This is a genomic window from Mucilaginibacter rubeus (genome assembly GCF_003286415.2).
Lineage (GTDB): Bacteria > Bacteroidota > Bacteroidia > Sphingobacteriales > Sphingobacteriaceae > Mucilaginibacter > Mucilaginibacter rubeus_A.
Genome location: NZ_CP043450.1, coordinates 6,437,217 through 6,451,859 on the forward strand (window position 1 = coordinate 6,437,217; position 14,643 = coordinate 6,451,859).

Annotated in this window: 15 protein-coding genes; 6 read left to right on the forward strand and 9 right to left on the reverse strand. The window is 44.0% G+C overall.

Translation table 11 applies throughout. The features are described 5' to 3' along the window. Nucleotides 1-144 precede the first annotated feature (144 nt). From DEO27_RS25935 to DEO27_RS25945, 3 genes are all read left to right on the forward strand, one after another. A complete protein-coding gene (locus DEO27_RS25935) occupies nucleotides 145-573 on the forward strand; it encodes a fumarate hydratase (protein WP_112575583.1) in 429 nt (142 codons plus the stop codon). After that, nucleotides 573-1,367: a S1/P1 nuclease gene (locus DEO27_RS25940; protein WP_112575584.1), complete on the forward strand. Its 795-nt coding sequence runs from the start codon at nucleotides 573-575 to the stop codon at nucleotides 1,365-1,367. The genes DEO27_RS25935 and DEO27_RS25940 overlap by 1 nt, the downstream gene beginning before the upstream one ends. Before the next feature lie 79 nt (nucleotides 1,368-1,446). Next, complete coding sequence (locus DEO27_RS25945; RefSeq protein WP_112575585.1) at nucleotides 1,447-1,881, forward strand: low molecular weight protein-tyrosine-phosphatase; 435 nt, start codon at nucleotides 1,447-1,449, stop codon at nucleotides 1,879-1,881. 117 nt (nucleotides 1,882-1,998) lie between these two features. Here the strand turns inward: DEO27_RS25945 and DEO27_RS25950 are convergent, their stop codons facing one another. Continuing rightward, nucleotides 1,999-2,499: a GNAT family N-acetyltransferase gene (locus DEO27_RS25950; protein WP_112575586.1), complete on the reverse strand. Its 501-nt coding sequence runs from the start codon at nucleotides 2,497-2,499 to the stop codon at nucleotides 1,999-2,001. Between the two features lie 369 nt (nucleotides 2,500-2,868). Between DEO27_RS25950 and DEO27_RS25955 the strand changes: the two genes are divergently transcribed. From DEO27_RS25955 to DEO27_RS25965, 3 genes are all read left to right on the forward strand, one after another. After that, nucleotides 2,869-4,107: a DEAD/DEAH box helicase gene (locus DEO27_RS25955; protein ID WP_190295239.1), complete on the forward strand. Its 1,239-nt coding sequence runs from the start codon at nucleotides 2,869-2,871 to the stop codon at nucleotides 4,105-4,107. An 85-nt stretch (nucleotides 4,108-4,192) separates the two neighbouring features. After that, entirely contained in the window at nucleotides 4,193-5,188 is a 996-nt protein-coding gene (locus DEO27_RS25960; protein ID WP_112574692.1) for a glycoside hydrolase family 43 protein, read from the forward strand. A gap of 384 nt (nucleotides 5,189-5,572) precedes the next feature. After that, complete coding sequence (locus tag DEO27_RS25965) at nucleotides 5,573-7,189, forward strand: aminopeptidase P family protein (RefSeq protein ID WP_112574691.1); 1,617 nt, start codon at nucleotides 5,573-5,575, stop codon at nucleotides 7,187-7,189. Nucleotides 7,190-7,279: 90 nt separating this feature from the next. Here DEO27_RS25965 and DEO27_RS25970 read toward each other — a convergent pair whose 3' ends face one another. The 8 genes from DEO27_RS25970 to DEO27_RS26005 all read right to left on the reverse strand — a co-directional run bounded on the left by DEO27_RS25970 (nucleotide 7,280) and on the right by DEO27_RS26005 (nucleotide 14,189). After that, on the reverse strand, nucleotides 7,280-7,987 hold the full coding sequence (locus DEO27_RS25970; protein ID WP_112574690.1) for a peptidoglycan DD-metalloendopeptidase family protein: 708 nt from the start codon (nucleotides 7,985-7,987) through the stop codon (nucleotides 7,280-7,282). Between the two features lie 3 nt (nucleotides 7,988-7,990). Beyond that, complete coding sequence (gene rbfA, locus DEO27_RS25975; protein ID WP_090532309.1) at nucleotides 7,991-8,368, reverse strand: 30S ribosome-binding factor RbfA; 378 nt, start codon at nucleotides 8,366-8,368, stop codon at nucleotides 7,991-7,993. A 100-nt stretch (nucleotides 8,369-8,468) separates the two neighbouring features. Next, nucleotides 8,469-8,834 carry a hypothetical protein gene (locus DEO27_RS25980; RefSeq protein ID WP_112574700.1) on the reverse strand — a complete coding sequence of 122 codons (366 nt, stop codon included), beginning with the start codon at nucleotides 8,832-8,834 and terminating at the stop codon, nucleotides 8,469-8,471. Between the two features lie 15 nt (nucleotides 8,835-8,849). Next, nucleotides 8,850-10,076, reverse strand: coding sequence for an FtsX-like permease family protein (locus DEO27_RS25985; protein WP_112574689.1), 1,227 nt, complete (start codon nucleotides 10,074-10,076; stop codon nucleotides 8,850-8,852). A 60-nt stretch (nucleotides 10,077-10,136) separates the two neighbouring features. Then, entirely contained in the window at nucleotides 10,137-10,775 is a 639-nt protein-coding gene (locus DEO27_RS25990; RefSeq protein ID WP_112574688.1) for an MBL fold metallo-hydrolase, read from the reverse strand. Nucleotides 10,776-11,059: 284 nt separating this feature from the next. Further along, complete coding sequence (locus tag DEO27_RS25995) at nucleotides 11,060-11,689, reverse strand: SprT-like domain-containing protein (protein WP_112574687.1); 630 nt, start codon at nucleotides 11,687-11,689, stop codon at nucleotides 11,060-11,062. Between the two features lie 158 nt (nucleotides 11,690-11,847). Then, nucleotides 11,848-13,962: a ferrous iron transport protein B gene (feoB, locus tag DEO27_RS26000; protein ID WP_112574686.1), complete on the reverse strand. Its 2,115-nt coding sequence runs from the start codon at nucleotides 13,960-13,962 to the stop codon at nucleotides 11,848-11,850. Between the two features lie 11 nt (nucleotides 13,963-13,973). Next, nucleotides 13,974-14,189, reverse strand: a complete 216-nt coding sequence (locus tag DEO27_RS26005) for a ferrous iron transport protein A (protein ID WP_110586276.1) — start codon at nucleotides 14,187-14,189, stop codon at nucleotides 13,974-13,976. Nucleotides 14,190-14,643: the final 454 nt, after the last annotated feature.

Sequence of the window (14,643 nt, forward strand, 5' to 3'; positions counted from 1 at the left end):
CGCTATAGCTTTCTCTTTTTTTCCTTCAGCTTTCGGCTTTTCGCTTTAAGCCTTCCGCTTCCCGCTTTTCGCTCAAAGAAAGCCTTTCGCCTTTTACCTTTCGCCTTTTGCCTAATCGTAGCTTCTTGCAGCAGGAACCCTGATATGCAGGAGCCGGGAGATAGTAAACTGCAAGGTGAGTGGCGGCAGGATTCGGTACCGGCGCAAAAAAGCCTGGTAACATATTCGCTATACGATATTAAATTCAGCTGCGATTCATTTCTTTTGAAGATTAGTACCGTGAGCAAGGTTAATTACGGTGCCGATACCTGCATGAGTAAAGGACATTGGGCCGAATATGTACGGGGAACTTACTCGCAAAGACAGGATACGCTGCACATTAAAGGTCAGTTTTGTAACGCCGACGGCTCATATAAAAATGAACAGGGCTGTTTCAGGTTTGGCGATTATGAAGAATATTTTAAAGTTCACCGCACGGGCGATTCGCTCATCAGGTTTGTAAGTACATCCAACGTGATACCTATCAACGCGCATCTAATTAAAAGAACAAGCTGTATTCCAAAACCATTGTAATGAAAACACAAATTTTAAAGAAACTTTTACTGCTGGTGGCTATATTTTATATCCCCCTGCAAAGTATGGCCTGGGGCACCAACGGTCACCGTATTTGCGGACAGGTTGCCGACAGCTACCTTACACCTAAAGCCCGCAAGGCCATAGAGGCTATTTTAGGAAATGAATCAGTAGCGATCACCAGTAACTGGGCCGATTTTATTAAATCAGATCCGGCTTACGGTTATCTGTATAACTGGCATTTTATTGATCTGGATAAAGCTTACACCTATCCCGAACTGCAAGGCTACTTAAAAGCGGATACTGCTGTTGATGCTTATACTAAAATGAACTTTTTGATTGCTGAACTTAAAAAGAAAACTACCACCAAAACTAACAAGCTGCTTTACCTACGGATGCTGATACACATCGTTGAAGACGTACACCAGCCACTTCATACCGGCCATACCAGCGATAAAGGCGGTAACGATGTAAAAGTTCAGTGGTTTGGAAAAGACAGCAACCTGCACTCGGTTTGGGATAGCCAGCTGATTGATTTTCAGCAGTTGAGCTATACAGAGTATGCAACCATGATTAACCATACTACTGCTGCCCAGCGCGCCAAATTACAGAAAGACCCGATAAGCCAATGGCTGTATGAAAGCAACCAGCTTGCCGAAAAACTCTACACAGATGTTAAACCAGGTGAAAACCTGAGCTACAAATACAACTTCAAATACATTGGTATCCTAAACGACCAGATGGTAAAAGCCGGCGTTCGTTTGGCTGGTGTATTGAATCAAATTTTTGGATAATTTTTGAGGCGAAAGGTTAAAGCTGAAAGGTAAAAGGCTCCTTCTCAGCTTTGACCTTTTGCCTTTAACCTTCAACAAAATGAAAATACTAATGGTATGTCTCGGCAATATCTGCCGTTCGCCGTTGGCCGAAGGAATTATGCAGCATTTGGCAGATGAAAACGGCCTGGGCTGGGATGTTGATTCGGCAGGTACGGGCAGATGGCATATAGGCGAAGCTCCAGACAGACGCTCCATCCGTGCTGCGCGGAACCACGGCATTGATATCAGCAAACAAGTTTGCCGCCAGTTTAAACGCAGTGATTTTGACGAGTTTGACCACATCTTTGTAATGGATCGCAATAACCTGAGCGATGTGCTTGATATGGCCCGTAACGAAGAACAGGCAGCAAAAGTAAAACTCCTGTTAGGCGATAAAGTAGTGCCGGATCCTTATTATGATGACAGCCAGTTTGAGCCCGTTTTTGAGCTGATTGAAAGCGGGTGTAAGGACATTATCAAGGATTTGAGATAAGTTTAATCAAACATTCAAGCTATGTCATTGCGAGCGTAGCGTGGCAACCGCACGGAAGCATAACCGCCCTGTATAGCATACGATTGCCGCGCTTCGCAATGACATCTCTTTTATTTTCTACCGCTCAATCCTGAAAAACGGCACATCCTCGCCGTACCAGAATACAATTCCTTCCTTTGCAAACCCGGCTTTGATCAGTACCCTTTGTGATGCCACGTTTTGCGGGTGGGTAACGGCACAAACTTCTTTTAGGCCAATTTTATTTAAGCCGTAGCTAACCAAGGCCTCTGCCAATTCGGTTGCAACGCCCTGGCCCCAGTATTTGAGGTGCAGGCGGTAGCCTAATTCAATCCGGCTCCTGTCGTAATCGCTGGGTTTGAGGGCGCATACACCTATAAAATCATTGTCGGCAATGTTGAATATTCCCCACCTGCCCAGGCCCGAACCGTTTTTGTATTCTTTCAAAGTATCTTTAAAAACCTGCTTACTCTCCTGCGGAGTGCGTTTCTTTACATATTGGGTAAGCCGGTCGTCTTCGTCTATTGTGAGCAAAAGTTCTTCGTCTTCGGCTGTAAGTTCACGGATGAGCAAGCGTGGTGTTTGAGTGATAATATTCATAGGTATTCAAAAATATATTTTTTGAACCTGTGTTGTACATTACTTAGGTAAAACATATGTCAATTAATGAGTTTCACAGGCGATTTTGCGGCGCACGGTCTTGAAATGTAATAGGAGGCACCTACGGAGCCTCAATATCTGCCTTTTTTTGACTATAAACATGATACTCCTATGGAGTTCTATGCATGCTTTTTAAACTCCATAGGAGTATCATGTTTATAGAAATGAAACAAATCCTTTTGGCTCCGTAGGTGCCTCCTGTATTTACACGATGATTTTATCACGGCCTTTAACCGTAGTTCATTTAAGGCCAAACAGAATATTTACCATTAAAAATGCATACCTTGCATAATTTACTTATAAGATATAGTGACTTTCCAGGATTTTAAATTTAACGAGCAATTATTTGAAGGTGTAGAGAGTATGGGTTTTGTAAACCCAACCCCCATTCAATCTATGGCTATCCCGGCCATTATGGAGGGGCGCGACCTGATAGCTTGTGCTCAAACTGGTACCGGCAAAACCGGCGCCTATTTGCTGCCTGTTTTAAACAGCATCAGCAAAACCAATAAACACCATACCAGCGCCCTTATACTTGCTCCTACCCGCGAGCTTGCCCAGCAAATAGATCAGCAGGTTGAAGGCCTTGCCTATTTTACCGGTATCAGCTCTATCGCCGTTTTTGGCGGTGGCGATGGTATTGTTTATGAACAGCAGCGTCGTGGTATCCAGAATAATGTAAACATCATTGTGGCTACTCCGGGCAGGCTTATAGCCCATCTTACTTCAGGCGTGTTAAAGCTTAATCACCTTACCCACCTGATACTTGATGAGGCCGACCGTATGCTGGACATGGGTTTTTCGGATGATATTATGAAGATCATCAGCTACCTGCCTAAAGAGCGGCAAACACTGTTGTTTTCGGCCACTATGCCGGGGCGGATCCGTTCATTGGCTAAAGCTATTTTGAAAGATCCTGAACAGATCAATATCGCCATCTCGCAGCCGGCTGTCGGTATCGATCAGCAGGTTTACCGGGTGCATGATCAGCAAAAAACGCCGCTGGTGCAACATATCCTGAAAGATTCGGCATTTACAAGCATCATCATCTTTGCCTCACGCAAGGAGATAGTTAAATCATTATACAAAGAACTTAAGGCCATCAAGATCAACGCCATGTCATTCCACTCCGATCTGGAGCAGAAAGAGCGTGAAGAAATCCTTCTTAAGTTTAAAAACAAACAATTGCCGGTTATTATTGGTACCGATGCCCTTTCGCGGGGTATTGATGTGGAAGGTATAGACCTGGTGATCAACTACGATGTTCCGGGCGATCCGGAAGATTATATCCACCGTATTGGCCGTACAGCCCGCGCAGCAACAACCGGCACCGCTATTACGTTTGTAAACCACCGCGACGAACGTAAGCTTAAGAACATTGAAAAGCTGATAGAAAAGCCTATCAAATTGATGGTATTGCCTGACGAACTGGCCACCATACAACCACTTAAGCCAGAGCCCGTACAGGGCGATGCTAAAAAGAAACCTAATCGCCGCTGGGGAAAAAAGAAACCAAAGCAGCAAAACACCGGTAACCAAAAAGCATAAGCAACACGGCCGGTGTTGTTTTTTTGAAATAAACTAAAACGTTTTATCTATTTCTATATCTTTAGAACCAAAAATCTGTATCACCATGTTTATCTCAAGAAAAATCATGTTCCTGCTGGGCGCTGGTTTGGCATTGTCATCAATAGCTAATAAGGCTGTAGCGCAGGAGAAAAAAACATCCGGCAATCCCATTGTGGAAGGTTGGTATGCCGACCCTGAAGCTAAGATCTTTAACAAACAGTATTGGGTATATCCTACCTACTCGGCTAAATATAACGACCAGGTATTTATGGATGCCTTTTCATCGCCCGATTTGGTTAACTGGACAAAGCATCCGCGCATTATTGATACTGCCGCTGTAAAATGGGCTAAGCGCGCTATGTGGGCGCCGGCCGTGACCGAAAAAGATGGCAAATACTATATCTTTTTTGGCGCTAACGATATCCAGAACAATAATGAAGTTGGCGGTATAGGTGTTGCTGTTGGCGATAAACCCGAGGGTCCGTTCAAAGACCTTTTAGGTAAACCGCTTATCGGGCAGATCATCAATAAAGCTCAACCTATTGATCAATTTGTTTTTAAAGATGACGATGGCCAGTACTACATGATCTATGGTGGCTGGGGCCAATGCAATATCGTAAGGTTAAAAAACGACTTTACTGGCATCGAGCCGTTTAAAGATGGCGAAACCTACAAGCTGATCACTCCGAAAGATTATGTTGAAGGTCCGGTAATGTTTAAACGTAAAGGCAAATACTATTTTATGTGGAGCGAAGGCGGCTGGACAGGTCCGGATTACCGCGTGGCCTACGCCATCGGCGACTCGCCGTTTGGTCCGTTTAACCGCATTGGAACAATATTAAAACAGGATGCCAGTATAGCAACAGGTGCAGGTCATCACTCGGTGATCCAGGTACCGGGTAAGGATGAATGGTACATCGTTTACCACCGACGCCCGTTAACCGAAACAGACGGCAACCACCGTGTAACCTGTATCGACAAAATGTATTTTGACAAGGATGGCAAGATCCTGCCGGTTAAAATCACCAACGAAGGTGTAACGGCAAGGAAGATTAAATAGCCCCCCAGCCCCCTAAAGGGGGAGTTTGCAGTGTACGTAACTCCCCGGAAAACTTATGAAGTTTCAAAAACTTTTAATTTATGTCATTGCGAGCGATAGCGTGGCAATCTCGTAGCCAATGCATTTTCGAAATGCACAGCTACGAGATTGCCACGTCGCCCCTGCCGATATCCCTGGCCTGCTCCTCGCAATGACATATTTTGATATAATTTCCGGCAAAACTTACGAAGTTTCAAAAATTTCGTAAGTTTCTCAATCTGCACATCTGAAATCTTGCCATCTGCACATCAATCTTTATTTCCCCCTAAAAGGGTGAGCTAGATAATTCCTGATATTTAGTATCTTAAACCGTTTTTTTTGACTGACATTTATTCCTTTATCATTATGACGCGATCATTTTTTCGGGCATTGGTATTTTTACTTGCCCTTGCCGGCAGCAGCCACTGTTTTGGGCAAGCCGCCGAAAACCTACCCACCGACTATTTAAGTAAAGAATTTCATGCCGGCAGGCGACAGGCGCTTCGTGACCTGATGCCCGCTAATTCGGTAACGGTGATCTTCTCCTATCCAGAGCAGGTGTTTTCAAATGATGTTAATTACGTTTATCACCCTAACCCCGACCTGTATTATTTTTCGGGATATAAAGAGCCAAATTCGGTATTGTTGGTGTTTAAAGATACGCAGGCCGATGGCGACAGCAGCTATAACGAGGTGTTGTTTGTGCGCCACCGGGATGCCGGCCGCGAACAGTGGACAGGCAGGCGTTTAGGCGTTGAAGGAGCTAAATCACAATTGGGCTTTAAACGCGCTTATAACAGCGAGGATTTCGCGAAGTTTCCGGTTGATTTTAAAAAGTTTGCCAATGTATATTATGACACCTTGCCCGAAGATGTTACGGGTGATGGATCGACAGGAGAATTAAAAAAACTGATAGCTGCTTTTAAAGCAAAGGCCGGTATCCCCGATGTTGACAGGCAGGCAGTGAACGATATGAACCTGATTGCCAATCGTACAACGCCGCAAAACTTATCGCGTATGGTTACCTTCTTTAAAAGCAGGTATAATAACGATATAACAAAGGCAAGCCCGTTGGTACAGGAACTGTTAGCCAAGCCCGATTCTGTTACACTGATGGCGGTTAAAGCCAAAATAGGCAATACTTTAGGAGGTAATGTAGGTTTCAGCACTTTTACAAGCAAACTGCGCGGCGTAAAAACCACCGAGGAACTGGCTGTATTAAAGAAAGCCGTTCAAATATCAAGCCTTGCACATTTAGAGGTAATGAAGTCGGTGAAACCAACTATGAGCGAGCGCGAGGTTGAAGGCATCATGACCTACGTACACAAAAGATATGGTGCGGAAGACGAAGGTTATCCGCCAATTGTAGGCGCAGGTGGTAATGGTTGTATCCTGCATTATGAAGAAAATTCGGCCACAAAAATCAATAACCAGTTGTTGCTGATGGATGTTGGTGCCGAATATCATGGTTACTCTGCCGATGTTACCCGTACGGTACCGGCTAACGGCAAATTTACTGAAGAGCAAAAGGCTATTTACCAACTGGTGTACGATGCCCAGGAGGAGATTTTTAAGTTATGTAAAGCAGGCGTTCCGTATGCCAGCCTTGAGCAAAAATCGGCAGAGGTATTAGCCGACGGATTGATTAAACTGGGTATCATCAAAAACGCTTCGGAGGTGCGCAGGTATTATCCACACGGATGTTCACATCACTTAGGTCTTGATGTGCATGACAAGGGCGGTCGTAGTAATTTGGAAGAGAACTGGGTAATCACCGTTGAACCGGGCATCTATATCCCAGCCGGAAGCCCATGTGATAAAAAATGGTGGAATATCGGCGTACGTATTGAAGATGATGTGCAGATTGGTAAAGATGGTGGTACCATACTATCTATCGACGCGCCACGTAAATGGCAGGATGTGGAAAAAGCAGCAACCGAGAAAAGTATTTTTGAAGCGGCTAAGTTCCCGGAACTGAAATAGAAGCTTAATCAGAATAAATTTGACATAGCGGGGAAACATTTAGTTTTCTCGCTATGTTTAATAATGATTTATCTGTGTTGGGAAATTAAGTTACTCCACATTCACCGCGTCCGGAAAACGCAAAATTAACCCCGGATCAGGAATGTTTTTTTGCCAGATCTCTTTTTCTGAAAATTTACAAACACCGGGGTAATCGCCTTGTTTGCCTGCCATATCAAACATGAGTTGAAAATGCAGGTGCGGTGGCCACTGGCCATTTTCGTTAATATCCCCCAGGGTTGCTATCTGCTGATCTTTAAAAACAGGCATGCCAACTAAAAGCCCTTCCAAACTTTTACGGCTTAAATGGCCATATAGGCTATAAAGGGTTAAGCCGTCTAAATCGTGTTGTAAAATGATAGTTGGGCCGTAATCGCCAATGTTGTTATTGTCCTGGTAGCTGTGCACCAGTCCATCAAGCGGGGTATAAATCGGAGTGCCGGCATCGCCCCAGATATCAACACCTAAATGTAAGCGCCGGGGCTCATCATCGGTATCAAAGTGGCTGCTGAAAGCATAAATGGTGCGGTGCTCCATATAGCCTCCAATGCCATAGCGGCAATTATTATCGCGCAACTTTGAATTAACCCAGCTGCTGAATAGCGGGGTATTATTAATGACCTCTGCCGTCAGTTCATTGTTGGCGGCAGTAAGGTCAAGCTGGTACAGGTGGTCGCGTTCATGATCAAAATCAACCACTTTGCCAATGGCTTCCGGGTGATTGTTGATAAAGTTTGTTAACAACGCGTGCCGGTCCATCAATTAATTTTCTTCGGTATCGGGCTGGCGTTCTTCTTTGCTTATTTTATCAAAAATCTTGTCCATGCGTTCAACGTACTCGCTGGTATCATCAACAAAAAACTCAAGCTGCGGAATGATCCTCACCTGATCTTTAATGCGTGCACCCAGTTTATACCTGATCTCTGAAGCGTGCGATTTGATGGTATGCAAAGCCGTTTGCACATTAGGATTACCTAAAAAGCTTAAAAATATACGGGCTATGGCCAAATCGGGCGTTACGCGCACCTTAGTTATGGTTACCAGTGTATTAGGCAAATAATTCATGCCTTCGCGCTGAAAAATAGCTGCAAGGTCTTCCTGTATTACTCCGGCAAATTTTTGCTGACGTTTTGATTCCATTGGTTATTAGTTAACGCCGATAAGGCAGATGAGTGTTTAATGCTTAATGCAAAAGCCTAAGTTATTGTTTTTGGCTTTTATTAACAATGATGGCAAGGTGTTAATTACACACGTCCTGCGGTATCTCTTTGGTTATTTTTACTACTTTTTTTACAACAAGGGTGCTGTCATATTCAGACCCCATTCCTGCTTTGCCCGATTTTGATTTGATGCCTTCCACCTCTACATAAACGGGCTCGTAAGGTTTTTCGAAATTAAGCTGTGAGTACTGGAGCTCCAACTGGGCCGAACTGTCAACAGCCCAAAACTCCTGGCCGCTGTCGCAATCTTTGAATGATTTTATTTCGGGGCCGGCGCTATATAAACCTTTGTACAGCGTAACCTGATCCTTTTTATGGGCATCGTTATTGCATGCATAAACAGCAATAACAACAAGCAAGAAAATAGAAACTTTGATGTACCTCATACCCATTTAACAAATTTACAAATCCTGTTTGATTTCATCCAAACCTTTAATACTTAAACGGGCGCTTATACCGGCCGCAATTACCGAAATACCACCAACGGTTAACAGCACAAGGCCAAAATCCTTAACCTTAATATCAATAGGGTACGCATCCAGTACCGACATTTTAGCACCCATTTTTATCCAGCCATAATGTTGCTGCAACAGACAGAAAATGGTGCCCAATATAATACCGATAACGCAGCCAACGGCGGTGATCATCATCCCTTCGAAAAAGAAGATTCCCTGGATCATGTTTTTATTGGCGCCTAATCCGCTTAAAATGGCTATGTCTTTTCGCTTGTCGATAACCAGCATGGTTAACGAGCCAATGATATTAAATATTGCGATAATAAGCACAAAGGTAAGGATCATGTAAACCGCCCAGCTTTCGTAATTGAGGGTTTTATAAAGTTCGCTGTTTTGTTCCTTCCTGTTTTTTACGTTAAAATCCTTGCCGATTTTATCAATAATGTCTTTTTGAACAGCATCGATATTGGTGCCGCGTTTAAAATTTATCTGGAGCGATGATACATTTACCGGTTGATCGAGCAGGTCGCGGGCAAACTCGATAGGCGTTACGGTTATATCATCAAACTCCTGCTGTATGGCAAATACGCCCGATGGATTGATGCTGCGAACAACAAACTCATTTAACGGATTGGCCGAATTTTCGGCATCGCGACGAGGCGAGAATACCTGTATCGGCGTAAGCCCGTCATGTACATTAATGCCTAAAGTACGTTGTATGGTGGCGCCAATTACCGCAAAGTTTTGATTCCCGCTTTTAAGCGTGAACGAGCCGCTGGCAATGGTACTATCAAGCTGTGGATTTTTTAAAAAATCTTCGCTCACGCCCATTACCGTCCCCAAAAATGGGTTGTCGCCATATTTGATCAGGGCTTTTTCCTGTAGTACTTCGGTAAAAGAAAAAACGCGGGCGTCTTTATGCAATGAGGCGAAGTAGGGCGTATTAGGGTCGAATGTTTTGCCCAGTTTGGCCTCTATCTTCAATTCGGGCGTAAAGTTGCTGTATAACGAAAGGATAACTTTTTCAAAGCCATTGAACACCGAAAGGATGATGAGCAAAGCCGCGCTGCCAATAAGCACCCCCAGCATAGAAATGCCCGAAATGATATTGATAGCATGCATCTTTTTACCCGAAAACAGGTAACGTTTTGCTATGTAAATGGACGTGTTCAATTGTGCGGGGGATTATGCGTTCAGGTTTGCTTTAGTCGATAAACGTTATTAAGCTGTTAACTAAGTTAAAAACGGATTGTTTTGTTTTTCGTAGCCGATAGTTGTTTCGGGGCCGTGACCAGGATAAACGGTAACATCATCGGGCAGGGTAAACAGCTTGGTTTCGATATTGTCGATAAGTAAGCTAAAGTTACCACCCGGTAAATCCGTACGGCCAATACTGTTTCTGAACAATACATCGCCGCCTATCAAGATTTTATCTTCCTTGTCGTAAAAACAAAGGTGGGCCGGTGAATGGCCTGGCGCGAAGATCAAATGCAGCGTTGTATTGCCGAACAGAATAGTGCCTGTTTCGGGCAAAAACTCGTCGGGCATAGGTGATACATCATAACGGAAACCCATAGATGGCGCATAAGCCACAACAGCGGCCAATGTTTCTGACTCACCAACGTGGAAGCGGGGTTTAAGTCCGTATTGGTCAAATACGAATTTATTGCCCAATACATGGTCAACATGGCAATGGGTATTGAGCAGCATAACGGGCTTTAAATTGTTGTTTTTGATGAAACTAACCACCGTATTTTGCTCCGGTGCTGTGTACATGCCCGGGTCAATGATCACGCATTCGCCGGTTTCATCGTACAAAATGTAGGTATTTTCCTGGTAAGGGTTATTTACAAATGATATAACTTTTGCCATGCGGTAAAAGTACGGAATAAATTGATTGGGTGTTGGGGGATGAAAAATTGAGAGATTAAACGAGCGTCATGTTGAGTGAGAGAAGATCGGGATATCTAAAAGAGAACAATGCCATTAGCTTTTTTGTCATCCTGAGTGGGAGAAAATAGAGATCTGTGAAGGAGGAATGACACCTCCACTACGTCATTGCGAGGAACGAAGCAATCCCCTATAAGCAGGTCCGCCCTGTATAGTTTGGGATTGCTTCGTTCCTCGCAATGACGTTTTTATAAATGCTCCGATAACTACGCTGCCGTTGCACCTTCAATCAACTCCACCTCGGCTACCGGACTAAACAGATAAACCCTTCGGGTAGCCACTTCGGTGCATTTAAAGCGCTTACGCAGCTTTTCGTCCTTGCGGAACACTCTGCCATCTTTCAGCTTAAATAATGCCTTAAGCGGGACCTTTTCTACCGTTAAAATGGCTTCCGATTCTTTTGGCGGATCATACTTGCGCAGTGAACGGTATAGGTTCAAATCCGAGCAGCTTGACGCGGCCGGATTATCCAGGTAGTTTACGATGGCCTTTTTAATATCAGGCGGAAAAATTTCCTTTTCAAAAAATGGCTGCATCATTTTTTTGAAATTATTTTTCCATTCGGTTCCGTGGGGTTTGGCATTTTGTTTATGCTCGTTCCAGGTATGCAGGTGCGCAAACTCGTGCACGGTAGTTACCAAAAAAGCATAGGGGTTAAGGTCATAATTAACCGAGATCCGGTGACCCTTACCACCGTAAGGCGAACGGTAATCGCCAAATTTGCTGTTGCGGTTACGCGAAATTTTAAATTCACATTTGAAGTAGTCAATCCACCGGGCAATAAGCGGGGCCGCTTCTGCCGGTAAATATTTCTCTAAAACTTTTACTTTATCCAATTTTTACCTCAACACAAATATAAGGTTTTTGTGGCGTATAGTTCATAGATCATGGTTCATAGCTTTTTTGTTATTGTTCTATGACTTAAGCAAAAAATTAAGTGGGGATGCCAAAAGCTTCTACCATGAACCATCAACTATGATCCATGAACAAAAAGCTACTTCAGCCAGTGATATACAATAAAAGACGCTGTATACGCCAGTGCCGTCATATAGGCAAACTGGGCAGCCGGCCATCGCCAGTCTTTTGTTTCACGGTAAACAACGGCTACTGTACTGGCGCATTGCATGGCGAAGGCATAAAACATCATGAGCGAAAACGCCACCGCCAGTGTAAACACAGGTTGACCCGTTTGCGGATTTTTAGCCTCGTGCATTTTTTCCTGTACCGATTGCAGCTTATCCGCATCGCCCTCAACGCTGTAAATGGTAGCCATGGTACCCACAAATACCTCGCGCGCGGCAAATGAACTGATGAGTGCTATGCCTATCTTCCAGTCGAAGCCAAGCGGCTTAATAACGGGTTCGATAACATGACCAAATACACCGGCATAAGAGTTTTCCAGTTTTTCTGACGCGATGACTTTGGTCAGGCTGTCCGGGGTCATGGTTTTGGTGTATTGAGGCTGGGCGTATTGCTTATCTATCCGGGCAAACCTGTCGCCAGGGCCGTATGATTTCATTACCCATAATATCACGGATACAGCTATGATTACTTTACCGGCCTGCAGTACGAAGGTTTTTGAGCGGTCATACATGGTAAATATCACGTTTTTCCACCTTGGCATTCGGTAAACAGGCAGCTCCATGATAAAGTAACCACGCTCGCGGGCTTTCAGGATAAATTTCATCACAAAGGCTACGATGATAGCCGAAAAGATGCTAAGCACATACATGGCCGTAAGCGCCAGGCCCTGCAGGTTAAATATCCACCAAACGTTGCGGTTAGGTACAACCAACGCTATCAATAACGTGTAAACCGGTAAGCGGGCAGAGCAGGCTACCAATGGCGTAACCATGATGGTGATCATCCTGTCTTTCCAGTTTTCGATGGTGCGGGTACTCATGATAGATGGCACCGCGCAGGCAAAACCGCCGATAAGCGGCACTACCGATTTTCCGTTCAATCCCACCTTGCGCATTACCTTATCCATCATGAACGTAACACGCGACATGTAGCCCGTATCCTCCAAAATAGAGATAAGGGCAAACAGGATGGCTATTTGCGGTATAAATACCAATACCCCACTCAGGCCTGCAAGCACGCCATCAATGATCAAACTACTCAGCGGTCCGGCAGGCAATACTTTAGCAGCCCCGGCCTGTAACCAGATAAACAGATCTTCGATGAGCGACATCGGGTAGGCCGACCATGAAAAAATAGCCTGGAATATGAACAATAAAATAGCGAAGAAGATCACAAAGCCAAATACTTTGTGCGTAAGGATCTTGTCTATTTTGTTGCTGATGGTTTCATCATGGGCCGCTTCGGGCTTGGTGACCGTATCGTAAAGCAGGTCATTAATAAAATTATAGCGGGCAATGGTTTCTGTAGCCTGCGCCTTTTGCGAGTGAAAGGAGTGCTCCTGCTCCAATTGCTCAATACGGTCGCTTTCAGTTGTTGACAGATAGCTCAGTGTTTCATGCTGGTGGGCAAGCTGTAGGGCTACATAAGGGTTTTCAATCTGCATCTCCCCTTTTATCTGCGCTATTATGCCCGGGGCAAGGCTTTCAATATCAATGGTATCCTGCTGTAATGCTACCTTGTTGGCGAAGGCAATAGCACTTTTGAGCTTATCAATGCCGGTATTTTTCCTGGCAGAGATAGGCACAACCGGCACGCCCAGCTTTTTGGCAAAAAGATCGATGTTTATTTTGATGCCTGCTTTTTCAGATACATCGATCATGTTAAGTGCCACCACAACGGGGATCTTCAGATCGGCTATCTGTGTATAAAGCAGCAGGTTTCTTTTAAGGTTTGACGCGTCAAGGATCACCACCACCAAATCGGGCACCATACCTTTTGACTTATCGGCCAATACCGAAAATACAATGGATTCGTCTTTACTTTTTGGGTAGATGCTATAGGTACCGGGAAGATCAATGATTTCGGCCATGCGACCGTCGGGTAGGGTGCAAACGCCTGTTTTTTTATCAACAGTAACCCCCGGAAAGTTTCCGATTTTTTGATTTAACCCGGTTAATATATTAAAGAGAGTTGATTTACCGGTGTTGGGATTTCCTACAAGTGCAACTCTTATATCGGCTTTCAATGCTTACAAAACTACTGCAAAATGATGGTAGACGCTTCAAACCTGCGTAAACTAAGCTGATAGCCTGATACGCTGATGGCAATAGGATCGCCAAGAGGGGCAATACGCGAAATGCGCACCTCTTCGCCGGGTAAACAACCCATCTCCATCAGTTTTACCGACATTTCGAGATCGGTAAATTCCTTTACGATACCAGTTTCGCCTACTTCCAGTTGTGACAGCTTCATCATTTATAATATAAAACGTAGCAAATGTAAGCTTATTTATATTAAATCCAAATAAGACGGGTAATGATATGCAGATTTTAAATGTGCAGCTGTGCAAATGACTTTAGTGTGAAGTTTGGAGGGAAATGCGACAGATTACAGATGTGCAGATTTCAAATGTGTAAATGACTTTTTGATGCTATCGATTTTGCTTTTTCTGCTTTTACTGACACGATCACGTCAGTGTTCAATTTTTTAAAAACGAGTGTTCAACTTTTAATTTCTAAAAAGATGCAAGTCTTTGATTGTCAGCTATAATTTGTTCATGTTTGATGATTTGCTGATCGTTGTTGGAATTAAGGCGCTGATTATCAGTGATGTTTTTCTTGAAAATAATTGCAAGTGTTTACACTTTAAAAAATTGAACACCTGTAAATTGAATAGTAATTGTGCTTTGCCGGTAGGTTAAGCGATC

Coding starts and splice junctions, on each gene's coding strand:
- DEO27_RS25960 (WP_112574692.1), top strand. CDS start 4,193: ATGTTTATCTCAAGAAAAATCATGTTCCTGCTGGGCGCTGGTTTGGCA.
- DEO27_RS25940 (WP_112575584.1), top strand. CDS start 573: ATGAAAACACAAATTTTAAAGAAACTTTTACTGCTGGTGGCTATATTT.
- DEO27_RS25945 (WP_112575585.1), top strand. CDS start 1,447: ATGAAAATACTAATGGTATGTCTCGGCAATATCTGCCGTTCGCCGTTG.
- DEO27_RS25935 (WP_112575583.1), top strand. CDS start 145: ATGCAGGAGCCGGGAGATAGTAAACTGCAAGGTGAGTGGCGGCAGGAT.
- DEO27_RS25980 (WP_112574700.1), bottom strand. CDS start 8,834: ATGAGGTACATCAAAGTTTCTATTTTCTTGCTTGTTGTTATTGCTGTT.
- DEO27_RS25965 (WP_112574691.1), top strand. CDS start 5,573: ATGACGCGATCATTTTTTCGGGCATTGGTATTTTTACTTGCCCTTGCC.
- DEO27_RS25970 (WP_112574690.1), bottom strand. CDS start 7,987: ATGGACCGGCACGCGTTGTTAACAAACTTTATCAACAATCACCCGGAA.
- rbfA (WP_090532309.1), bottom strand. CDS start 8,368: ATGGAATCAAAACGTCAGCAAAAATTTGCCGGAGTAATACAGGAAGAC.
- DEO27_RS25950 (WP_112575586.1), bottom strand. CDS start 2,499: ATGAATATTATCACTCAAACACCACGCTTGCTCATCCGTGAACTTACA.
- DEO27_RS25990 (WP_112574688.1), bottom strand. CDS start 10,775: ATGGCAAAAGTTATATCATTTGTAAATAACCCTTACCAGGAAAATACC.
- DEO27_RS26005 (WP_110586276.1), bottom strand. CDS start 14,189: ATGAAGCTGTCACAACTGGAAGTAGGCGAAACTGGTATCGTAAAGGAA.